The following is a 22,920-nucleotide window of genomic DNA, read 5'->3' on the forward strand; positions in this document are numbered from 1 at the left end:
GGATCAGGCCCCGGGACGCCGGCCCTGGATCAGGACGCGGGCCGGGAAATCGAGTGATGGTGGAGGCGCCTGGTCAACCTTGCCGATGCGGCGCAGTGCATCGAGCACGGCCGTATCGGCCTCCTCGTTGCCGCTGCCACGCACCAGCTCGACCTTCTCCAGGCGGCCATCGGTAGCCAGCCAGACGTTCACCTGCAGCTGGAACGCCAGGCGCTTGACCTTGTCGTCGCGTGAGATCGCCTGCTGCATCAGGTAGCCGAGGTAGCGTCCGTAGGTGGCATTGCCGGCACCGCCACGGCCGACGCCGGACGATCCACCGCCACTGCCGGACTGGATGCCGAAGTTGTCACCGCCGGCCTGCGCGTCGGCGTTCATCGTCACCGGGTCGGCGTTGTCCGGGCTCGGCGTCGGCTCTTCAGCGGGCGTTGGCTGATCCAGCGGTTCGGGCTCGGGCATCGTTTCCTCCGGCGGCGTCTCCGGCTCCGGTGGTTGTTCCGGCGGTGGCGGTGGCGGCGGCGGAGGTGGTGGCAGCGCCAGCATCGGCGGCTGCACCACCGGCCGCCGGGTGCTGGCGGTGTCCTTCAACAGCAGCCACCACAGCGCGACGCCGAGCACCAGCAATGCCGCCAGCACCAGCGCGATGGTCACCAGCAACGGGCGGCCACGCATGCCGGGGTCCTGCCGGGGAGGTTGATGACCGGCCATGGCTCAGCCCTGAGCCTTGCCGGTGACCAGGCCGACCTGGGCCAGTTCAAGCCGTCGCAGCAGATCCAGTACTTCCACCACCCGCGCGTACTGCACCTGCGCATCGCCGCGTACGATCACCGGAAAATCCGGCGACGTGGCACGCTCGGTCCGCAGGCGGTCCTCCAGTTCGGCCATCGTCACCGGGTAGGCATCCAGGAATACCTGGCCACTGGGGTCGATGGTGATCGCCTTGGTCTTCGGCTTCTCCAGCGCCGTGCTGTTGCTGGCCTTCGGCAGGTTGACCTCGATGCCGGGAATGGACGCGTTGCTGGTCAGGATGAAGATCACCAGCACCACCAGCAGCACGTCGACGAAGGGCGTCACGTTGATGCCCTTCTCACGCTTCTTGATGCCGAACTTCGCCTTCTGGCCCATGGCGCGCCCCTCAACCCTGGACCGAGGCCGGGCTGCGCCCGTCCTGCTCTTCGGCCAGGCGCGCGGTGAACTCGTCGATGAACACCGCCATGTCCGCGCCGATCGCATCGGCGCGCGCGCCCAGCCAGTTGTAGCCGAACAGTGCCGGGATCGCGACACCAAGGCCGGCGGCGGTACACAGCAGCGCGGCGGCCATGCCCGGCGCGACCGAGTTGATGTCCACCGCGCCGGCCATCGCCGCCACCACGAACACCAGCATGATGCCGATCACCGTACCGAACAGCCCCACGTAGGGCGCGCCTTCGATGGTAGTCGACAGCCAGTTCATGCGCCGTGCCATCGCTTCCTGTTCGCGCACCATCACCGCATCCATCGAGGCGCGGATCGCGGCGATGGTGGCCCCGCTCAGGTAGCCACTGCTGCCGTCGCGCTGATGGCGCTGCTGCATTTCATCGATGGCCACCTGGTAGATGCGCCACAGCGAACCCTCATGCATGGCGGTCGGCACCTTGCCCTGCCGATCCATGTCCGACAGCGTGCGCAGCGGTACGCCGGACAACTTGCCGAACGACGCGGTGAACACCGCGTTGGCCTTGCTGGTGCGGCCGAAGTGACGGCTCTTGGCGATCATGATTGCCCAGGACATCAGCATCATCAGGCCGAGGATGGCCACCACCACCCAGGCATCGAACGGCATCGCCTTCAGGATGAAACCAAAGTGGCTCTGGCCGGCCGACTGCTCGTCGGCGCCGTAGCTGATCAGGCGCGAATCGGCGCCCTGCGCGGTGGCATCGGCCAGCAGCAGTGCAGCAGGACGTGCAACCCGCGAGATGCGCAGCTCATCCAGTGCCCCTTCGAAACTGGCCAATGGCTGTGCCGCACCCGGGGCATCGGCACCCACCACCGGGGCGCTGCCCAGTGCCGGCAGCTCGCCGCTGAGCTGCGCAACCACGCGGCCATTGAGGTACAGCTGCAGCGCGCCCTTCTCCGCCGTCATCGCGACATGTGCCCACTGCCCTTCCGGAATCGGCTGCGCCGGCGTGCTGCGCTGGCCATTGAGCTGTACGAACGGCACCCGGTTCTCGATGCCCAGCACCAGCTCGGAGGCGCCATCGCGGCGGGCGTAGATCGCTTGAGCCGCCGTGTTGCTGCCCGGCTTGATCCAGGCCGAAACGGTGAGCGGCGCGCCCGCTTCCTGCGCAAGCGACGCACTGGCTGGCAGCGGCAGCGGGCCTGCGCCCAGCTGCACGCCGCGGCCGATCACCGAGCCTTCCGATGGCGGTACTACCGCACCGGCATTGTTGCCATAGGCGGTGGTGTCGCGTGCCGGCGCATTGGCCTCGGCAAAGTGGTAGACCAGCGTGTAGTCCGGATCGAACACCTGCTGGCCGTTGCCGCTGGCCGGGGCCTTTTCGTTGCCGTAGTACATCCAGATCGTCTGCGGCGCGGCCGCGCTGACCGCCGGCACGTCCACCCAGACCAGGGCCAGGCCCAGCTTGGGATCGAACTGTTCGATCTGGTGGGCCAGCACGGTGCGGCCATCACCCGACACGAAACGCAGGTCGTTGCCTGCATCCTGGGTGCCATCGAAACCGAAGTTGCCGGTATGCAGGCGCAGCAGCAGCGGCGTGCGGCCGGGATTGCCGGCCAGGCCCGCACCCTGCGGGCCGGCGTCGACGGTGATCGGCTTGCGGTACTTCCATTCGGCCTGCCACCAGTTGGTATCGGCTGCAGCGGCGGGCAGCGCGATCAGCGCCGCCAGCAGCAGCAACATTCGGGAAAGCAAACGGTCCATGCGAAAGGTCTCCGGAGAACGCATCTCAAGGGAAAGGTCAGTAACTGGTGCTGATGTTGAAATGCAGGCGCGGATCGTCCTTGCGCGTGACCGGGCCATCGGCATAAGGCCAGGCGTAATCCAGCCGCAGCTGCAGGTGTTCACCCAGGCGCAGCTGCGCGCCCAGGCCGACCGAGGCCAGGTTGTACTTGTCGCGCTGTTCGGGCAGCGGTTGGCGCAGGCGCAGGTAGGCCGCATCGGCAAAGCTGTACACGCGCAGATCGGTGCCGCTCCACAGCGACCATGCCGGGGTACGCCACTCCAGGCTGGCCAGCCCGCCGTAATCGCCGATCGCTTCGGCCGACAGATAGCCACGCACGGTGTACATGCCACCGGCGGCGAACTGCTCGGCCGATACCAGCGGCGCGTCGGTCACCTGCAGCGAGCCGCGCGCATACCACTGCCAGTCGCTGCCGAAGGTGTGGGTGTTGGCCACGTCGGCCTTGAACGCCACGAAGCTCGGATCGGCCCAGTAACGCTTCTGGCCGAACGCGGTGGCATCGCTGCCATAGCCGAACAGGCGACGGGTCCCGGCCACCAGCTGGGTGTTGATGCTCAACTGGTCGTGCTCGCCCTGGCGCACACCCACGAACGCCAGGGTGATCGGCGCATACTTCAGCGGCGTTTTCAGGCTGTCCTTGCCCATCTGGGTGTCTTCCTCGGTGTCCTTGAAGTCCACGCCGAGGCTGAGCTGGCGCCACCACTGGCTGCTGCCAGCGAGGCGGTAGTTGAGCTTGACGCCGATCGAGTGACCGTTGCCGATCACGTTGGTGCCGGTACCTGTACCCACCTGGCCACCGGCGTTCAGTACGCGGCTGTCGGACGTGTAGCCGGACGCTTCCAGGCTCCACGGCGTGCCTTCGAACGGCATCATGTACGAGGCCGAGAACACCTTGGCCTGCCTGGTATCTTCCGGCGCCAGATACACGCCGATGTTGGCACTATGGCTGCGCTTCCACAGGTTGTCGTAGGCCAGCGAGGCGCTCAGGCGCAGCTTTTCGGTATCGGCGCTGTGGTCGTTGTTGACCGCCACGCTGGCCCGCCACGGCGACTTCTCTTCCACCTGCAGGTCCACATCCATCGTGCCCGGCACCTGGCCTTCGCGCACCAGCGGCATCACCTGGCGGCGGCCGCCTTCGTTGAGCGCGGTCAGTTCCTTCTGTGCCTGGTCGAAATCAGGCACCTTGCCCTCGGCCAGTGCCGGCACCCGCTCGCGAATGCGCTCGGGCGACTCGTGGCGGGTGCCGACCACGCGCAGCTGGCCGATCGGCGTCTGCTGCACCTTCAGCAGCACCACGCCGCCACTGACCTGCTGTTCGGGCAGCTCGACATAGACCGACTGGTAGCCTGCCTGCTGGTAGAGCGCGCTGACCGCATCGCGTGCCTTCTCGACATCGGCCAGGGTCCTGCCCGGGCCGAGGAACGGCTGCACTGCACGTTCGATCTGGCGTGGGTCGAGCACGGTGTTGCCACGCACGATGTACTCGTTGATGTTCACGCTGGGCGCGGGCGCTGCGTCCTGTGCGAACGATGGCAGCGGCAGCGCCGCCAGGGCCAGCACCAGCGGATGCAGGCGCAGCAGAGGGCGGACGGCTCGGCACGGAACAGGAGTCATCGAATGCATCGCGTCGTATCGAAAGGAGTGGCCATGCAGCGGCGCGTGGGTCTACCAACAGGACGTGCACGTCGCGTCAAAACCGCCAACAGTTTTGTGACAGCACTGTCATCTTTTGACCGCCTGCGAACGAGCGCAGGCGGACACTGCGCGCGTACTTCGTCTGTATTGCAGAGCCATTGTTGTGGCAGGAGATCCGGAATGAACCGAGCGTTGATCGCATGGCGATGCCCTGCCCTTGCCTTCGCCGTGCTGCTGGCGTTGCCAACGGTGCGGGCCGGCGAACAAAAAGCGCAGGAAGACGCTGCGCCGTGTATTGAAGTGCAGGTCAACGGCGAACGGATTCCGGCCTGGGAATGCCTGCAGCTCAGGCTGGCGCCGGCGGCGAAATCGGCCAACCCACCGGCGCTGCCCGAGGCCGAACGGCTGATGCGGCAGCCCGGCAACCAGCGGATGCAGTACAACCTGGAAGGCACGCGCCAACGCATGGGCGATGCCTTCGGCCGCTCGGTGGTGCCGCAGCGCCCGGCACGCTGAACCTGAGCACCTGTAGCGCCGGGGCCAGGATCGGCTGTCGTTGCACTCATCGGCGGGGCCACGCAGGAGCAGCCGGGCGTGGGCTCGGCGCTACAGAGCGCCACCGCGCGAGGCCGCAGGCACGATGCCGTCGGTCGGCACCGGCGGCAGCGCGGGCACCGGCAGGCTGCGCAACTGTCCGGCCTGCTGCAGCTCCACCGTGCTGGCACTGATGGCGGCCAACACCGTGGATGGTCCCAACCGCTGGCCGGGGGCGTAGGCCTGCGCCGGGCGGCCATCCACCGAGAGCAGGGCCAGTGGCGCATGGTCGCCGGCCATCACACCCAGCACGGCCACTTCGGTCTGCACCGCACCGGGTGAAAGCAGCCGTACCAGCGGCTGGCTCGCCGCGGGGCCGAACGCGGGCAGCCCAGGCGCATCCGCCGGCGCCTCACGGGCGACCACCGAGGGTATCGGGCCGAAAAGGGTCATGCCCCACCAGGCCGCCACCGCCAGCAGCAGCGTTGCCGCCAGCAGGGTCAACATCCGATTGCGATCCCAGCGCCTGCCATCCATGTTCCGCACCGTCGACACGTTCGTGTGCCACCACGCTAGCAGGCGACGCTGACGCTTTTGTTTCATCAACGGCGCTTACGCTGGCAGCCATCGGCAAGGACAGGAGGCGATGTCGATGCAACGCATTCCACGCGGCTTCACCCTGATCGAACTGATGGTGGTGCTGGTGATCATCGGCATCTGCACGGCCGGCATCGGCCTGGGCCTGGGCAGCCTGCTCGACCCGGGCCGTCAGCTGCGGCAGGAAGCCGAGCGGCTGGCGCAGCGCCTGCAGGTGGCGCGCGACGAGGCCCGCATCGACGGCCGCAGCATCCGCTGGCAAGCCGACGCCAGCGGCTATCGTTTCAGCCGCCGCGAGGGTGGCCAATGGGTGACCGTACAGCGCGACGACCTGTTGCGGCCGCAGCGGTGGCAGACCACGGGCATCAAGGTACTGCCTGCCAACGCCATCGAACTGAGCCCGGAGTGGATCGGTACCGCGTGGGAGCTGGGGCTGTCGCTGGAGGGCCGCACACTGCGCCTTCGTGATGATGGCAGCGGACAATTGCAGGTCGTGCAGTGAAGCGGAACATGCGCGGATTCACCCTGATCGAAGTGCTGATCGCGCTGGCGATCGTATCGATTGCGCTGGCGGCGGTGATGCGCTCGGTGGCGGTGGCTACCGACGATCAGTCCCGGCTGCGCGACCGTCGCCTGGCGCTGATGTGCGCGCAGGACCGCTGGCAGGAGCTTCGTTTGGCCGGGCAGGCACCCCAGGATGCGCGGCAACGCTGTGTGCAGGGACGCGCCCGCTTCCTGGTGCTGCAGCACCTGGGCACGGGCAGCGACGGCCAGCCGCAGCTGGAACTGAGCGTGGTCGCCGAGGAAGCACCGCGGCAGTCGCTGGCGCGGATGCAGCTGCCGTGGACGGCCGCGCCATGAAGCGCGCGATGCGCGGCTTCACCCTGATCGAGGTGATGATCGCGATCACCATCATGGGCGTACTGGCACTGATCTGCTGGCGTGCGCTGGACAGCGTAGCCAGCAGCGACCAGCGCCTGCGCCAGGCCGATGCCGAAACCACGACCGCGCTGCGCGTGCTGCAGCAGTTTCAGCGTGATATCGAGATGCGCGCGGATGATGCCCTGATGAATGGCGCGGTGCGTCCGGCGAACAGGCCGCAGCGCTTGCTGCCACCCTCGCTGGTGAGCGAGCGCCACCCGGATGGCAGCTTCGCGCTGGAGATCACCCGCAGCGTGGGCAGCGATGGGTTGCGCTGGCAGCGGGTGCGCTGGTGGCGCCAGGGCAGCACGCTGTGGCGGGCCAGTGGCGCGGCCACGGACCGGTACCCGTTGCCGGCGCCGGAGCAGTCAAAGGGCATCGTGGTGGCACGTGACGTGCAGCGGTTTGATGTGCGCGCATGGCAGCCCGGTGCAGGATGGGCGGTGCTGCCGAGCGACGGCGAGGTGTTGCCGGCCACCGGGCTGGAACTTCGGTTGGGACTGCGCGATGGCCGTGGGCCGTTGAGTTACCGGCGCGTGTTGGAGCTTTAGAGCGTTTTCCCGGCAACCCATCCACGCATGGCGTGGATCTACTGCTGAGCCTACGCTGGTGATGGCGGGGATCCAGCCCCGAGCCTGCTCTGGTGGGTGCCCCGGGCATCCACGCATGGCGTGGATCTGCTGCTGGGCCTGCGCTGGTGATGGCGGGGATCCAGCCTCGAACCTGCTCTGGTGGGTGCCCCGGGCATCCACGCATGGCGTGGATCTACTGCTGGGCCTGCGCTGGTGATGGCGGGGATCCAGCCCCGAACCTGCTCTGGTGTGTGCCCAGGGCATCCACGCAGGGCGTGGATCTACTGCCCTCCTGCCGCCGGGTGCTCTCCTGCACCCGGCGGCGCTGTGTCGGTGGTCCTCACCGCTGATGGCCGCTCCCTGCCCTCCGTGCCGTCCTGGCTGGGGCCGCCACCGTTCCCTGGCGGCTGGCCCGATGTTGCAGCCCGATGCGCTGCATCGGGCAATGCGTGCCGACCAAGGTCGGCACCTACCGGGGCGTGCAATGCCTAGCGGCGCTGCGTGCCTTCGTCCCTGCTCGCCTGCGGGAACTGGAACGCGCTGTTGGCGTCGTAGCCGTTGTTGGCGGTCGTGCCGCGCGCCGGTGGGGCGATGCTGCTGGTACCACTGCCAAAGCCCAGAATCTGCACGCTGATCACCGACGGCTGGTTGCGCCGTGCGTCGTCCTGGCTCTTGCGCATCACGTCCTGTGCCGCCTGGCTGGCGCTGTTCGCTGCCGCACTGGCCGAAGCCAGCGCATTGACGTTCACCGTGGCCAGCACCGGCAGGCCCTTGCTTTCACCCTGCACCTGGATGTTGGCGGCGTTGAGCACCTGCAGCGCGGCCAGGTTGATGTTGCCCGAGACACGGATACCTGCTTCGCCCGCATCGATGGTGCCCAGCGGCGCGATCAGGTCTACGTCGCCCGGTGGTACTTCGGGAATCGGGTCCAGCGTCGCGAAGCCCGCACCGGTTGCCGGCGCCTGCGGCGACAGCAGCACATTGCCCCAGTTGTCGTAGAGCCGGCGCGGCGGGGTGTACAGCAAGGTGGTACGCGAGCCGCGGCCAGCATTGATGTCACCCTGCTCCGACCACGCCAGGATGTCGCCACCAAACGTGGTCATGACCCGCGACAGGCCGAGCAGCACGCTGTCCTGGCTGAACAGGCGGATATCGCCCTGCCCCTGGGTCACCAGGCCTGCGCTCGCAGGCGGTGCCTCGCCGATCACGCCCGCCACGATCTGCCCACCCGGCGCCATCAGCTCGATATTGCCACCGGCCTCGGTGCGTACGCCGGAGCCACCGTACATCACGATATCGCCGCTGCGATCGATGGTGGCACCGCGCGCATCCTTGTCCGGCAGCAATGTTGCAATGGCGTCGCGGCCGCGCAGGTAGGAGCCGAAGCGCGGACCGTTCTGATCGGTGTACTCACGGCCACCCTCGCGCAGTTCGGCGTAGTAGACCTGGCGGAGGAAGATGCGCTGCTGTTCCTGCGGCAAGCGGTCGAATGCTGCAAGGGCCTCGGCGCCCTCCACGGCCAGGCCGAAGCGCTGCTGCAACCACTGCTTCAACTCCTTGTCGTAGATCTTCGCCGCCTTGCCGGGTTGCGACGCCAGCGACTGCGCCGGATCGGCCAGGTTGGACGGATCGAGGTAATGCGCGCGCACTGCGTCGAACGCGATGTGCTGGTTGCCGGCGGTCACCGCGATGCTCGCACCCGGGCGGGTGTCGCCCTGGATCAGCCCACCGCGGGAGACAATGCTGCCGCTGTCCTCCTGGCGGAGCTGGCGACCTGCACTGACATCGACATCCCCCGAGCCGAACACGGTCACGTTGGTGTGCACGATGTCACGCCCGGCCTGCACCACGGTCATGTCCGTGCTGCCGGTATTGAGCGCCATCACCGCGCTGCCAAGGATGTCGGTGCCTGCACGTAGCTGCACCGGTGCCGAAACGTCGTACCAGATGCCGACGGTGCGTGTCATGCCGGGGCTCTCACGCAGCGTCCATTCACCGCCGGTGCGCAACCCGATGATGTCGCCACTGCCGGCATAGAAGCGGTTCGGCTGCCCGCCGCCGGCTCTCGGCGTGCCGAGCATCGGCCGGTTCGGCCCGAACGCGAACAAGGGCGAACCGCCGCTGAGCTCGACGGTGGCCGGCGCCATCGTGCCATCCTGGGACAGATTGCTGCGCAGCAGCTGATTGCCGCTACTGCCACCAAAACCGTTGAACGCAGGGTCGAACGGCGACGGCAGGCGGGCATCCGCTCCCGAGCTGCTGATCATCGGTGCATCGGCGGCCGCCAGGATGGAGTTGCCCGCCAGCAGCTGCAGTGTGCTGTTGGCTCCCGGGGCAGTCAGCAGCACCTCCCTGGATGCGGAACGCGAGAGCTTGATGTCACCGCTGGCAGCGATGGCCTTCAGGCGCGAGGGATAGATCCGGTAGAGGGCGCCACCCACGACGCCTTCCCGTCCGCCATCTGCTTCCTCCTGCGTTGTCGCCTGCCCCACAGGCACGATGTCGCCACCTGCGGAGAACAGATTGATAGCGGTGGAGGGCGTCCATAGCGAGAATCCGGTAACACCCTGCAACCGCGAACCATCGTCGGCCCGGGCCTCGAACGCGTTGTATTGGCGGACACGGCCGCCATCTGCGGCACTGGAAAGGACAACGTCCCCGCGGGCCTGCAGGTCTGCGACCGCATCGCCCAGCACCAGCAGCGGACCGCCCATCGCAGCGCTGGTGCTGGCGCGGAACGGGTCCATCGCACGCAGCCCACTGCTGATGGTCTGATAGTCGTTGGCGCGCACGACGCTGCCACCAATCCGCGCAGCGTCGATGCCAAGATGGCCACGCAGATTGACCAGTGTGCCGTTGAGCTGCGGGGTCTGGTCGTTCTCGGTCAGGTTGATCGACGTCGCTGCCAACAACGGATTCAAGGCGCCGGCAAAGCGCAAGCGCAGATCGCCGCCACCGGTCTGCACCAGGCGGCCATCATCAACGCGGCCGGTGGCCCCGACTGCCGCATTGATCGCGGTCGAGTAGCGGGTACCACCGAGAACGCCGAGTGCTTCACCCTTGGCCGCTGTCACGCCGCCATGGCGACCGGCCTCGACCTCCAGATTGCCACCTCCCAATGTGCCAAGACCGGTGAAGCCGACCATTCTCGGGCTTTCCCGGATGTCGGCGGTATTGAAGGCGGCGTAGGTCCCGAAGTTGATCCACCAGCTGGTGGCCACCGGCTCGACACCGGCGGCGGTTCCGGTGCCCTGCCGCCACAGCCAGCCGCCGGTCGCGCCGCTGAAGGTATTGGCCGAGATGCTGGTCGCACCGGACGCGGACGTGCTGCCCCAGGTTGCACCAGTGACATCGCGGCCCGCGCTCACGCTCAGGTTGCCGCCATGATCGGGGTACCACGCCTGGTAGGCGGCCAGCGCCGCGTCATAATCGCCGGTCGACTGCTGAAGGCCCAGCAGCGCGTCGCGGGCTCCCAACGGGCTGCGCGCAGTCTGGAAGCGCGCATCGTGCCCGTTGCCGAGCGACGTGGGCGTGCCGGCCGTATACACGCCGAACACCGAACGCATCTGCACGTCCCGCGCGGCTGCCAGCTGCAGGTCACCGGTGCCGGTACGCAGCACGCTCCACAACGGTGTGCCATGCCGCGGCGGCCCCATCGTTGTGACCTCGCGCATCTCACCCGGCATGACGCAGTAGCCAGCCTCAGGTGGATTGCACAGCTCCTCCTCGCTCATGCCGACCCAAGGCAGATCACCAAAGTCCTTGATCGGCGTGCCCTCGAGACTGGGGTCACCGGCCAGATCCTCGGCGCCAAGCCTGGTGAACAGATACGGCGCGTTCGCGCAGCTTCCGCCGGCAGCACACAGCGCATCCTCGCTCTTGCCCAGGTGCTCGGCCAGTGCCTTGGCCGTCTTGCCGACCCAGCTGCTATCCACGTTCTCGCGCAGCGCACCCGCGGCGGTCACCAATCGTTCGCGCACGAACTTGTTCTGCTTCAGCGCATCGCGGATCACACCGTAATGCGTGTCGGACAGCGTCAGGTCACCACTGGCACCGAATCGGCGCGTGCGGGGATCGGCGGACTCGGTGTCGGCGCCTGCGACCAGGTAGAGATCCCATGAGGTGGTGCCCTCGGGCAGCATCTGCGCCAGCGCCCAGTTGCGTCCCTGCCGCCCATCGCTGTCGGTAGGGCGCAGCTTCACCGGCGTGCCACCTGGAAGCTTGACCAGGGCCATCGACGGAATCAGTGCGCCACGCGGCAGCGGCGTGCTTGCCGCCAGCCGCAGCTCGGTGGGCAGCGGCACCCCGGCCGGCCAGGTGTGTGCGGCGACGTCGGCTGCACTGCGCAACTGGAAGCCCGCGGCAAGGCGCGCGCCCGCCGGGACCGACAGCGCCTGTGCAAGCACGGTTCCGGCCGCGTGCACCTGGCCGTTGTCCAGTGTCACCGCCGCTGACAGCACCGTGCCTGCGGGCAACTGCAGGGCTTGGGTCAGTGTCATCTCCACCGGCAGCGTGGTACCGGCAGGAAGCTTGGTACCCTGCACCTGGATGGGGTAGTTCAGCACCGAGCTGGCCGGGAAGCGCGAGCCGATATCCAGCACCACGCCATCACCGGGCACCACGATGTCGCCGCCGAACGGGGTGACGCCCACGGTGGGATCGCTGCCCTCGAACAACTGCCAACCCGCGTCATCCGGGGTCAGGGGCGGTGGCGCGAATCCATCGTTGATGCTGCCGTAGACATGCAGATCGCCGGCAGCGCGCAGCCGTAGCGCACCGGCCTCACCGAAGCCGCGCCGTGCCGGATCGGTACGATTGGCCTGTGGCCCATAGCGGTAGCCGGACAGGTCCAGATCGCCACTGACGGTCAGGTCGCCGTCGGGGTTGGCTGCCGAGGGCACGCCGACGATTTCCACGCCCGGTCGCAGGCGCACGCTGCCCAAGGCCGTCAGGCGCGCGGACAGATCGCCATTGCCAAGCGCGGCATTCATCCAGGCCACGCTGTCCGGATCGACGACGCTGTCCAGCCAGGCCTGCGTCACCATCTGCGAACGATGGCCGTTCACATCCGGCGTGGTCGCCAGCGGCGCATCTTCATAGCGGCGCACGCCGGTGGCGAAGATGTCGCGTGCTCCCAGCACCTGCAACCCGGCATCGGTGCGGATGGATGCATCTCCGCCGCCGGTGCGCGGCATGTTCAGTACCAGCGTGCCGCGCGCGCGTCCATCGTTCTGACCAGCAGCGCTGCCAACCACCACATCGGTACCGCTGCGCAGATCGACCCTGGCCGTGCGCCCCAATGCCAGCGTTCCGCTGCGACTCTCCAGTTCGACGATGGCGCGGTTCGGACTGTCGATGATGCTGCCGTAGCTGTCCACGCGCAGCGCGGTGGCGTGCGCGTCCAGGGTGCCATCCACCTGCAGGTCGTCGCGCGCCGCAAGGCGAATGCTGCCCACCTGCTCACCACTGGCGTCGATGCGGCCGTTTACCCGCAGCGCTCCGCCATCGACGCTGATGTCGACCTTGCGTGCCTTCACTTCATCGCCGATCAGCAGATCGCCCTGCTTGATCTGGAAGCTGCGAGCGCCGGTCACGCCATCACGGGTCAGGCGTTGGTTCAGCCCGCTGAAATCCTGCAGTTGCTGTGCGCGCAGCACAAGTTCGCCACTGTCATAGGGCACCTGGCTGCCACTGACGTCGTGGCGTCCGCTGGCCTGGCCGAGGATCCGCCCGGCCAAGTCGACACGGCCGTTGCTGGCACCGAGTGCGGTGACGGTCAGTCGCCCGGCCCGGTTGTTGCGTGCCGAAACATCGATCCGCGATGCAGCGTCGGCCAGCACGCTGCCATCGGCAGCGGTCAGCTCGACATCGCCACCCCAGCTGTAGTTGTCGACGTCGAACAGGCTGACCTTGCGTCCGGAAAGGTCCAGATCGGCCTTGCTGCCCAACCGCACGGAATGATCGGCGTTGGCCACCAACCTGCCCGAGGCCAGGGCGAAACGTGTGTCGAGCACGATGTCACTGGCGCGCAGGTCGAGCTCGGCGCCCAGCGCATCGGCGGCTGCGCCCGCGCCTGCCCCGTGCGCAGCAAGCGTGCCCCCGGCCTTCACCGACAGCTTCGCGCCGGCCGCACCGGTGATCAACGGCGACTGGATATCCAGATTGCCGCCGGTGAACGTCCAGCCCTTGCCGGCCACATAATCGCCCTGGCGCTGATGGACCTGCAGCGCGCCATTCCCAGCGAACACCAGTTCGCGCGCCGCCTGCAGGTTGACGCCGGCAAAGCCCAGCACCTGGCGCCCGGCAACCACCTCCGGCAACGGCTGCGAGCGTGGCGAAGGCGCCAGACGCAGGGTGTCGGTGATGATGTCCAGCTGCCCACTGCCCAGCCGAGCGGCAATGCCCGGTGCGACCGGCGGCGTCTGGGTGCTGCCGAGTGCCGATGCGCTGCCCAGTTGGCCGGCCCAGGTCAGGTCCGCGGCAAAGATGCGCGCGCGGTCACTGCTGTCGCCGTAACCGTGGATCGCCGGTGTACCCAGCACCAGATTGCGCAGCGCGGGCTTGCCGGTTGCCGCATCGCGGGTGTCCAGGTCCACGCTGCCGAACACATTGATCGCCTCGCTGGCATTCAGGCGCAGCGTATCCAGCGCCGGCGCGCCGGTGGCGGTATTGCCGCGCAGCAGGTCGCCCAGCACCTGCTGGTTCAACGTCATGCCCGGCGGCAATGCGGCAACCGCCGCTGCCCGCGCAATCGCCTCGGCCGAGCCCAGATTGATGTTGCCCACCCCCAGCGCCAGTTCGCGGGTGCCATAGGAAGCCCCCTCGCGCAGCTGCAACTGGCCATTGGTGGTCACGTTGATGCTGCCCTCGGACACCAGGCGGGCCTGGCCGGCACAGCTCGCGCTCGGACCGCATCCACCAATATCGATGTTCACGTTCGAGCCGTCGGTTCCGACCGCCAGCCCCAGAAGCTCGGGGCGATCATTGGAAACGGCAAGCAGCGCTCCTCCCACCTGGTAGACGTAACCGAGGCTGGAGGGCAGCCCGGCGGTACCCAGACCGAGCGTGTCGATGGCCGCCCCCGCTTCAACCACGATGCCGCTACCACCGGCCACCGCGCCGATCAGCACTTCCGGCGCGCGCAGGACAGCGCCGCTGCGCAGCACCACGTCCTGGCCAACGCCGGCCACATCGATGACGGACTGCGCCGTCGAGCGCACCCGCGCGTTGACGACCAGTCGCGAAGGATGCAATGCGTTGAGTGCATCGGCTTCGATCGTTGACCCATCCAGGCGCGTGTCGGCCTTGCCGCCCGCGGCAATGATCTCGAGCGAGCCGACCTGGTTGACGCGCGTGACCTCCACGCTGCCGCCGGTGCCGGTGCCGCCGGCGGCGGCCTGGAAGCGGGCCTCGCCTTCGACGCGCAGCGCGGACGTTCCCTGGCGCCCGGCGCCGTTGCCCAGTTCAAAGCGCAGCATGCCGGCGTCGACCGTCTGCCAGCCGCGCGGCAGGCCGAGGCGCTGCGCGCTGGCGGCGGTGAACGCGTTGTAGCTGGTTTCGTTGTATCCCGAATGGCGCCGCACGTTCGCCGCCGGGGTCAGCAGCAGGTCGGTCAGCAGCGGCGAGACCGCCTCGACCAGACCGTCGCTGCGGTGACCTGCCACGCGCCAGGAGCCCGTCCCAGTGGGCAGCGGCGTAGCAGAACCGGTCGTAGAGCTCGCCCCGACCTCGACCCGGAACGCGCCAGATTGCAGCGCGAAACTGGCTGGCAACAGCGTGTAGGTGCCTGCCGCCAGGCCCGGCACGCCGGCTGGCACGACAATCTGCTGGCCCACGGCTGGATCGACGGTGCCGTCGGAGAGGCCCTGCGGCGCCGCGTTGCCGGTGTAGCCTGGCAGGATCGCATAGACCTCACTACCAGCCTGGCTGAACCCATAGCGCGGATTGGCTTCGGCAAGGGTGTGGCGCAGGATGTCCACCGAACCACCACGGCCGCTGACGAACGCGGCACCGGTCAGCTCGCCGCCACCGTTCATGTCCAGCACGGCGCCGCGCGCCACGTCGGTCTGGCTGCTGATCACTCCGATGCCGACCGGCAGCGCACCACCGCCCACATTGCGTGGGGCAATGGCTGCACCGTCACGCCGCCATTGGATGCCATCCACCGTGCCACCGTAGGGCAGGCTCAGCCCCGCACCGCTGGTCGAGGTCAGGCTCCCCGGCAGGAACGACACCGTGGACGCCATCTGGTTGTTCCTGTCGGTGCCGCCCAGGGCAATACTGCCCATCGGCGCGCGAACCACACCGCCCTGCTCCACGGTCGCTGCGGCCAGCATCAGGCTGCCCATCGCCGAAAGCGGGGCCGCAGGTGTGGCGCCACCCAGACCGTTGATGCGCAGCACGCCGGTCGGATCGGTCCAGATCATGTCCCTGGAAAGCGTGCCCGTTGCGAAACCGACGCCAATCCGCGCCGTTGCACCGGTTACCGGATACAGTTGCGCGGCAGTGATTTCCAGCCGATTGGCCGCCAGCAGATCGGCATCCAGCGCACCGGTGCTGGATGCCCCCTTCAGGAAGCGCACGTCACCGCTGCTATTCAGGGCAACGTCGTCAAATCCATCCAGCGCCACACGGTCGCGGATGTCGATCAACTGCGCGTCGGCGCGTAACCGATGCTGAAGCCCGGTTGCCAGCGGCGCCCCGGCACTGGTCTCCAGGTCATTGCCGCTGATCGCCGACCACAGTGGATTGGCCAGTTTCATATAGGGCGCGTGCACGGCGATGGTGCTTGCCGGTGCAGCACCCGGCAGCAGGCCGATCGAGCCGGACAGGCGCAGGCTCTGGCCCATCCGCAGATCGATGTCCCCCTCGCTGCGAACCGCCGCGAACAACGACAGATTGTCGAACCCTCCGTCGCGGATCTGCTCGACCGACAGCTGTGCATCACCATACGTCGGTACCGTAGCCGCCGGTGCTGCAACGCGCTGCTGGCTCAGCGCCAGGACACGGGGCGTCTGCACGTCGGTGCTGGAACCCTTTGCGTAGATGCCACCACCGAAGGCGATGCCAAGGGTACCGCCACGCGCGCCGGCACCGCCCGCAGCGGCCTGCATGTCACCGTGCAGGTAGAGCGCATTGGCCGAACGCAGAACGATCTGGCCACCCTCGCTGTCCACCTGCTGCGTGCCCAGGCCGTCGATGTGAAGCGCTGCCGAGCTGCCGTCGGCGCGCAGCCGTGCGCCGCGCTCGATCACGATGAAGGCATCCAGCGGACGATCACTCACTTCACCGGCGCCTTCCCAATCCAGCGCGCCGCCGATCTCGATGCTGCCACCCTTGCGCGTCAGCCCACGCAGCCTGCCCACTGCATCTTCCGCGCTGAAGGCATCACCGCTGACATCCAGCTCTGCGCCGTCCGCGATCCGGAAGGTACGGCTGTTGGGCTGCCCATCAAACAGATCAAGCGCTGTGCGTACGTCGTCGAGCCGGATCCGGCCACCGGCCGCATGCAGGCGCCCTTCCACGGTAAGGTTGCCCCCACCCCGCAGTTCAATGGACTGTACCGGGTCCACCTGCACGCTGGCGCCTGTGCCGATGCGGAGATCGCCGCCGCGACTGCCGAACTGCGAACGCAGCAACAGGCCTGCGCCGGCCCGCTGGCTGATGCGGCCACTCAACGGGTCGGCGCTGTAGAGCGGGGCCAGCCATACCTGAACGGCTTCCTCGCGAGTGACTGCTTTCACCGCGTCGCTGGCCAGGCGCAGGCCCGGCATGACCACCTCGACCTGCGCATCATCGGCCACTTCCAGGCCTTTGTGCGCATTGATGTCGTACTTGCTGAAGCCACTGCCGAACAGCGCGCCGCGCAACGTCAGCACGTCGTCGACCTGACCATCGCCACCGATGCGGATATTCCCGCCATCCGTCAACGACAGGCTGCCGCTGCCCTGGCCCAGCGCACTGATGCGCGCATCCTCGGCCAACGACAGTCGGCCGGCATCCCCTCTGCCGGTGTCCAGACTATTGGCCTGCAGGCTCACGCTGCCGCCCTTGCCGATACGCGCCTTGCCCGCGCCATCGACGCGACCGCCCGCATCAACGATCAATTCGCTGCCACGCCCGACCACCACATCTTGGCTGTTCTCCAGCTGCAGGCGACCGCCGTCGCTCCACGCCTGGCCCTGCGCCGCGCCAGGGTCCAGCAACAGATTGCTCCAGCGGCCGGCAAGGTCGATACGTGCACCATCGGTGATCTCGACCCGCCCACGTCCGGCCTGCAGCAGCGGAACCACGGGATTGCCCGCCACGGCCAACAGATTGCCGGCCTGCAACTGGCCACCGGCAATGGCGATGTCACCGCCGAGACGGACGTCGCTGCCGGTCAGCACCAGCTGTCCGCCATCCTGCAGGCGCAGCGTGCCATCAAGGGCGATGCTGCCGGCGGTGGCCAGGTCGATGCGTCCCCATTGCTGTTCGCTCAGGCGACCCGCATCCAGCCACACACTGTTGCGCTGCTGTGCCGATACGGGCGCCTGCAGCGTCCAGTCGGCCGCAGGCAACGCGCCCTCCCCGATCCGCACCTGGGTATCGAAGACCGCGTTGCGTCCTGCGCTGTCATAGCGACCCAGCCACAGCTGTGCGTTGCGCGCCACCGCTGTCTGTGCCTGCGCGTAGCCATCCTTGCCCAGGTCGGGCGCTTTGGCCTGCTGTGCGCCCTGGAACACCTGCGTATTGATGTCACCCTGCAGCACCGCTGTCGGTGCGGAGATCACCAGCCGGCCGGCATCACGCCCAACGGTGTAACCGTTGTCGACCCGTTCGCCCGGCGCCACCAGCGGATTGCGGAAGGCCTCATTGACGCCCCAGCGCTGATGCTCGACCTCGAAGCCCTTGTACAGGCCGGCGTACTGCTGCTCCGCCGGCGCATCGTCCAGGCGATACAGCCGCCCATCGGTGCCGCGCAGCCAGCTCTGCTTGATCACGCCGGACTGCACATCCAGGCTGCCACCGGCCAGGTTGATCCTGGAACCGCCGTGGGTCACCACCTCGGTGCCGGACAGCTGCACGGTGCCGCCCTGTGCCGCCCATTCGCCGATCGAGTGGCGCTGGTTGTCCAGATAGCCGCCCACTTCGAGCAGGCCACCACCGGCATACCAGCGCTCGGCCGCATGTCCGCCGGTACCGGCGGCCACGCGCTGCAGCTCGCGACGATCGATCCAGACCTCGCTGCTGATCAGCGTGCCGCTGTCACGGTTGTCAGGCGAATCGCGCAGCTCGTTGCCCTGCACCTTCACCTGCACGTTGTTGCTTTCCATCGCTACGCGTACACCGACTGCGCCGGAGACATCGACCCGTGCCGCGTTGCCCACGTAGCTGCGTCGCGCTGCGTCGCTGACCACCTGGCCACCGGTCGCGAGAGTCAACGAGCCATCCTTGAAGTTGATGTCGACACCGGAAACGATCTCCACGCGCGACTGGTCGCGGCGGTCCTGCAGCCGCGAGAGGTTGTCGAACGTCCCTGCACTGCTTGCCGCACGCAGCAGGTCCTGCTCGGCCGATGCCTTGATCAACGCCTCGCGCTGGCTGTCCAGCACCGCGCTCTTGCCATCGTCTTCGATCAGCACTGCGGTGGTCGCGCCGGATTCAAGGGTTACCTGGCCCTGGCGATCGCTGAGCGCGTTGAGCAGATGGATGGTGCCGCGCTGGCTCAGCGTGGTGGTGGCGACTGCAACACCGGCCTGCTCGACCTTGCGGCCGGCCAGCGTGATGTCGCCCTCGCGCGCCTGGATCAGACCGCTGTTGCGTACCTCGCCCGCGCCGCTGCCCTGCACGAAGCGCGGCGCGATCTCGTTGCCTGCCGTGGTCGAAGCAGTGTTCTGCGCGGTGCCGACGCCGCGACGGATCACGAAACTGTCGCCCGCCGCCAGCTGCGTCTGGCCCTTGCGGGTCTCGATCTGCCCGGCGTTTTCCACGCTGCTGCCGGCCAGCAGAACGTAGCCGCCGCCACGCGTCGCGCTTCCCGGTTCGTGGGTGATGATGCGCGCACCCCGCTCGACCATCACCGCGCCGAAGGCTTCGGTCAGTGCGGCGGTGTTGCTGTCGGCACTGAACAGACCGTTGTCACGGAACTGGCCATCACTGATGCGGGCAGCGGCAGCGACCAGGTTGCGGACGTTGACCTGGCTGTTGTTGCCGAATACCACGCCGTTGCGGTTGGCCACGAATACGGAGCCAGCGGCCTTCAGCTGGCCGAGGATCTGGCTGGGCCGGGCATTGGGGTCGTTGACCCGGTTCAACACCGCCCAATCCGGATTCTGCTGGAAGGTGAGCGTGGTGTTGCCGCCGATGTTGAAGGTCTCCCAGTTCAGGATCGCCTTGTCGGCGGTCTGCTCGATGCTGACCTGGATGCGGCCATCACCGCCCTGCAACTGGCTTGCCTCGCGCGCGTTCAGCCAGCCGCGGGTCAGCGGATTCTCATCGACCTTCAGGCCGTCCTTGCCCAGGCCGTCGGCCACGATGAAACCGGCCTCCCGGCGCGCCTGCCGGGCCTGTTCCTGCAGCCGCTGTTGCAGCGCAATGGCCTGCGCCGCCGTCCCGAGGTTGTCGATGGACTGCTGCAGCTTCTGGCGCGCGGCGTCCTGCTGCTGGGCCGGCAGCTGAAACTGGATCGGCACGCCATTGGGCATCCGACCGCTCTGCGTCGCCGCACCCTGGGCCGCGCCGCGATCAGCGAACCAGCCTGGGCTGAATGCCTGCTGGGCCTGGCTGGGCGGTGCCACCACCGTACCCAGCGCGACCGCAACGGCCCAGGCCATTGGATGGTTGCGGCGAGCCAGCGACGGGCGGGAAGCGGTCGTGAGCGGGTGCGACATCGGGACCTCGTCAACCTGATTGGGCGGCCGTGGCCGCAGCACTGTCTGATGGATGGGGCGATATGCGCCCCGCCCTTGTTAGACGGGGCTCGAAGCGTGAAGCCGACATCAAGAAGCGGTGCGTGGAAGCACCAGAACGAAAAAGGCGCCGACCTCGCGGGCGGCGCCCCATTTCAGCGTTACCGCAGGATCAGCGGCCGACGCCGGTGGTGCAGGTGTTGGCATTGCTCAGACCGTTGGGGGCCGAAGCGGCCACCAGGTTGTTGGCAATCGCTTCACGCCAGACCTTGGTCAGCGGGATGAAACCGTGTGCACGCACGGCGGCATCGTTGTTGCCGGCAGCGCCGAGGTTGTAGTGCGCTTCCAGGAAGTTGCGCACGGCGGTACGCGGCAGCGCGGTGCGGTAGCACTGGCCGAACACCAGGTTGGTGTAGCCGGCGATCGGGTAACCGGCCGACGGGTTGGTGAACACCGGGACCCACTTGGCCGGGTTGGCGATGTCGGCAGCGTTGGACGGCGGCGCGATGGTGTTCAGGGTGGCGGCAACGCTCACTTCATCCGGCGAATAGCCCTTCAGCTTGGCGACCTTGGTTGCGTCCTGCAGGTTCGGGATCACGTCCGGGCCGACATAGCCGACGCGGCCATCAACGGCGTACACGGCGTTGTACAGCGAGGTGCCGCCGGTGGCCGGGGCGGCGATGAAGTTCGACGGCACGGTGGTGAACAGGTTGGCGAAGGTCGACTGCACCGAGAAGGCCGGCACGCCGTTGGTCAGCTTCAGGCTGGTACCCGAGACATCAGCCGGCTGGCAGGCATTGGCCAGGAAGCGGGTCAGCAGTTCGCTGGTGCCGCTGCTCTCGCCACGGTAGACGACCTCGATCGGACCGCTGCGGCCGGTGTCGATGCTCGACCAGTCGGTGATCTTGCCCGAGAAGATGCCGCAAGCCTGGGCCACGGTCAGGTCAACAGCCGAACCCGACTTGTTGAACGGGAGGGTGACCGAGGTGGCCACCGACGGCAGCTGCAGCAGCGGGCCGAACTTGGTGGTCGAGCTGGCGCTGTTGTAGGTGGTGTTGTAGGTGTCGATCTCGGTCTGGCTCAGCACCGAGTCGCTGCCGGCGAAATGCACGTTGCCGGTGCCGGTCGGGATGAACAGCGCGATCTTGTTTTCCAGGAAGGCCTTCTTGCCGGTGCCCGAACCGGTCACGGCGTAGCTGAAGTTGGCCGGCAGGATGCTGTCGGTCGAACCCTTGTACAGATCGGCCGGCAGCGACGCGCCGCCACCGTTGACGAGGGCCTGCTGGGCCGAAGCGGCGCCAGCGGTGGCGAGCAGCGCGGTGGCAACCAGCGCGGCCAGGGTCTTGTACTTGTTCATGATCTTCTCCTGAAGGGTTTACTGCGAAGGGAAACACCAAGGGAGGAACGGTCACTACACGCCTGCTGCCGCCGAGGGCCTCCCAGCCCACTCTGCGGCGACGTGGCTATGCTGGTCGGCGCCGATGACAGGCCGCTTAAGAAACCTGTGGAAGATCGAAAAAAGGTGTGGAGGATTGTGTGGAGAATAGAAAGCGTGCGGCGCCGCGCACCCGCCGGGCATGGCCCGGCACTACCGGTGATGCGCGTCGCGCATCACTGCACCAGCTGATTCATTTCCATGATCGGCATCAGTACTGCCAGCACAATCGTCAGCACCACGCCACCCATCACCAGGATCATGGTTGGTTCCAGCAGCGCGGTCAGCGCCATCGCGCGACGCTCGATCTCGCGCGAGATCGTCTGCGCGGCGCGATCCAGCAACGGCGCCAATGCGCCGGTTTTTTCGCCGCTGGCCACCAGATGCACCAGGATCGGTGGATATACCTTCTGGACTTTCAATGCAGCGCCCAGCGCGGCGCCTTCGCGCACGCGCGCGGACACGTCAGCAGCACAGCGCGCCAGCAGCGCATTTCCCAAGGTCTGCCGGGCCGCCTCCAGTGCGCGCAGCAGCGGCACACCGGCATCCAGCAGGATCGCCAGCGTCGAGGCGAAGCGCGCACTGTTCACGCCCAGCACGAAACGACCGACCATCGGCACCCGCAGCAGCATCGCGTCCCAGCGCAGGCGCAGTTCGGGCCTGCGCAAGGCCAGTCGCCATGCCACCACCAGCGCACCTATTCCCAGCCCTGCCCACACGCCCCAGCTGCGTACGAACGCGCTGGCCGCCAGCATCACCTGGGTCAGCATCGGCAGCGTCTGCCGTGCCTGCACGAACGCGGTCACCACCTGCGGCACCACGTAGCTGAGCAGGAAGATCACGATCGCCACCGATACCAGGCTGATCGCGGCCGGGTAGATGAAAGCGGTCAGTACCTTGGCCTGCAGCGCATTGCGTTCTTCGATGTAGTCGGCCAGACGCTCCATCACGCGCGCCAGATCACCGGAGTCTTCGCCCGCGCCCACGAGTGCCCGGTAGATCGGTGGAAAATCGCGTGGCCGCGCTGCCAGTGCAACAGTCAGGCGCTGGCCGGCGCGCACATCGGCGCGCACCGCGGTAAGCGCCTGCGCGACGTGCGGGCGCTCGGCCTGTTCGATCACCGCACTCAACGCGCCTTCCAGCGGCAGGCTGGCAGCCAGCAGGCTGGCCAGCTGCCGCGTGGCCCACGCCAGCTCGCTTGCCGAAAGCCTGCGCGCGCCCCAGCCACCGCCGGCGCTGCGCGCCGCGCTTACCTGCACAGGGGTCAAGCCACGCCCGCGCAGCAGCTGGCGCGCACCACGCGGGCTGTCGGCATCCAGCTGCCCCTTCTCGATGCGGCCCTGTGCGTTGGCGGCCTGGTAATCGAACAGTGCCATGCA

General features: G+C 67.8%; 12 protein-coding genes. 4 read left to right on the forward strand and 8 right to left on the reverse strand.

Annotation, left to right across the window (positions count from 1 at the left end; all coding sequences use genetic code 11):
• Positions 1–3: 3 nt before the first annotated feature.
• Genes tolA through ACVOLJ_RS04175 form a run of 4 tightly spaced genes read right to left on the reverse strand, consistent with a single transcriptional unit; the run spans position 4 to position 4,571 of the window.
• Complete coding sequence (gene tolA / locus ACVOLJ_RS04160) at positions 4–669, reverse strand: cell envelope integrity protein TolA (protein WP_475278939.1); 666 nt, start codon at positions 667–669, stop codon at positions 4–6.
• A 39-nt stretch (positions 670–708) separates the two neighbouring features.
• A complete protein-coding gene (locus ACVOLJ_RS04165; protein WP_481563529.1) occupies positions 709–1,122 on the reverse strand; it encodes an ExbD/TolR family protein in 414 nt (137 codons plus the stop codon).
• Positions 1,123–1,132: 10 nt separating this feature from the next.
• Complete coding sequence (locus ACVOLJ_RS04170; protein ID WP_481563530.1) at positions 1,133–2,917, reverse strand: DUF2341 domain-containing protein; 1,785 nt, start codon at positions 2,915–2,917, stop codon at positions 1,133–1,135.
• A gap of 37 nt (positions 2,918–2,954) precedes the next feature.
• Positions 2,955–4,571, reverse strand: coding sequence for a ShlB/FhaC/HecB family hemolysin secretion/activation protein (locus ACVOLJ_RS04175; protein WP_481563531.1), 1,617 nt, complete (start codon positions 4,569–4,571; stop codon positions 2,955–2,957).
• A gap of 201 nt (positions 4,572–4,772) precedes the next feature.
• On the opposite strand from ACVOLJ_RS04175, the gene ACVOLJ_RS04180 reads away from it, so the two are divergent.
• A complete protein-coding gene (locus tag ACVOLJ_RS04180; protein ID WP_481563532.1) occupies positions 4,773–5,108 on the forward strand; it encodes a hypothetical protein in 336 nt (111 codons plus the stop codon).
• Positions 5,109–5,198: 90 nt separating this feature from the next.
• On the opposite strand, the gene ACVOLJ_RS04185 is transcribed toward ACVOLJ_RS04180, so the two are convergent.
• Complete coding sequence (locus tag ACVOLJ_RS04185; protein WP_481563533.1) at positions 5,199–5,663, reverse strand: hypothetical protein; 465 nt, start codon at positions 5,661–5,663, stop codon at positions 5,199–5,201.
• A 115-nt stretch (positions 5,664–5,778) separates the two neighbouring features.
• On the opposite strand from ACVOLJ_RS04185, the gene gspH reads away from it, so the two are divergent.
• The 3 genes from gspH to ACVOLJ_RS04200 are packed head-to-tail and all read left to right on the forward strand — an operon-like array spanning position 5,779 to position 7,195.
• Positions 5,779–6,225 carry a type II secretion system minor pseudopilin GspH gene (gspH, locus tag ACVOLJ_RS04190; protein ID WP_481563534.1) on the forward strand — a complete coding sequence of 149 codons (447 nt, stop codon included), beginning with the start codon at positions 5,779–5,781 and terminating at the stop codon, positions 6,223–6,225.
• A gap of 8 nt (positions 6,226–6,233) precedes the next feature.
• Positions 6,234–6,584, forward strand: a complete 351-nt coding sequence (gene gspI, locus ACVOLJ_RS04195; protein ID WP_481563535.1) for a type II secretion system minor pseudopilin GspI — start codon at positions 6,234–6,236, stop codon at positions 6,582–6,584.
• The gene (locus ACVOLJ_RS04200) at positions 6,581–7,195 is read left to right on the forward strand and encodes a prepilin-type N-terminal cleavage/methylation domain-containing protein (protein WP_481563536.1); all 615 of its coding nucleotides are present in this window, start codon (positions 6,581–6,583) and stop codon (positions 7,193–7,195) included. Before gspI ends, ACVOLJ_RS04200 begins: the two co-directional genes overlap by 4 nt.
• A gap of 509 nt (positions 7,196–7,704) precedes the next feature.
• Here ACVOLJ_RS04200 and ACVOLJ_RS04205 read toward each other — a convergent pair.
• From ACVOLJ_RS04205 to gspF, 3 genes are all read right to left on the reverse strand, one after another.
• The gene (locus tag ACVOLJ_RS04205) at positions 7,705–20,088 is read right to left on the reverse strand and encodes a filamentous haemagglutinin family protein (RefSeq protein WP_481563537.1); all 12,384 of its coding nucleotides are present in this window, start codon (positions 20,086–20,088) and stop codon (positions 7,705–7,707) included.
• Between the two features lie 190 nt (positions 20,089–20,278).
• A complete protein-coding gene (locus tag ACVOLJ_RS04210) occupies positions 20,279–21,463 on the reverse strand; it encodes a substrate-binding domain-containing protein (RefSeq protein WP_475278949.1) in 1,185 nt (394 codons plus the stop codon).
• Between the two features lie 254 nt (positions 21,464–21,717).
• Complete coding sequence (gene gspF, locus ACVOLJ_RS04215; protein ID WP_475278950.1) at positions 21,718–22,917, reverse strand: type II secretion system inner membrane protein GspF; 1,200 nt, start codon at positions 22,915–22,917, stop codon at positions 21,718–21,720.
• Positions 22,918–22,920: the final 3 nt, after the last annotated feature.

Source organism: Stenotrophomonas sp. STEN046 (assembly GCF_056759755.1).

Excerpts from the sequence above, each read along its gene's own strand:
- tolA (WP_475278939.1), bottom strand. The coding sequence starts at position 669 with ATGCGTGGCCGCCCGTTGCTGGTGACCATCGCGCTGGTGCTGGCGGCA.
- ACVOLJ_RS04165 (WP_481563529.1), bottom strand. The coding sequence starts at position 1,122 with ATGGGCCAGAAGGCGAAGTTCGGCATCAAGAAGCGTGAGAAGGGCATC.
- ACVOLJ_RS04170 (WP_481563530.1), bottom strand. The coding sequence starts at position 2,917 with ATGGACCGTTTGCTTTCCCGAATGTTGCTGCTGCTGGCGGCGCTGATC.
- ACVOLJ_RS04175 (WP_481563531.1), bottom strand. The coding sequence starts at position 4,571 with ATGACTCCTGTTCCGTGCCGAGCCGTCCGCCCTCTGCTGCGCCTGCAT.
- ACVOLJ_RS04180 (WP_481563532.1), top strand. The coding sequence starts at position 4,773 with ATGAACCGAGCGTTGATCGCATGGCGATGCCCTGCCCTTGCCTTCGCC.
- ACVOLJ_RS04185 (WP_481563533.1), bottom strand. The coding sequence starts at position 5,663 with ATGGATGGCAGGCGCTGGGATCGCAATCGGATGTTGACCCTGCTGGCG.
- gspH (WP_481563534.1), top strand. The coding sequence starts at position 5,779 with ATGCAACGCATTCCACGCGGCTTCACCCTGATCGAACTGATGGTGGTG.
- gspI (WP_481563535.1), top strand. The coding sequence starts at position 6,234 with ATGCGCGGATTCACCCTGATCGAAGTGCTGATCGCGCTGGCGATCGTA.
- ACVOLJ_RS04200 (WP_481563536.1), top strand. The coding sequence starts at position 6,581 with ATGAAGCGCGCGATGCGCGGCTTCACCCTGATCGAGGTGATGATCGCG.
- ACVOLJ_RS04205 (WP_481563537.1), bottom strand. The coding sequence starts at position 20,088 with ATGTCGCACCCGCTCACGACCGCTTCCCGCCCGTCGCTGGCTCGCCGC.
- ACVOLJ_RS04210 (WP_475278949.1), bottom strand. The coding sequence starts at position 21,463 with ATGAACAAGTACAAGACCCTGGCCGCGCTGGTTGCCACCGCGCTGCTC.
- gspF (WP_475278950.1), bottom strand. The coding sequence starts at position 22,917 with ATGGCACTGTTCGATTACCAGGCCGCCAACGCACAGGGCCGCATCGAG.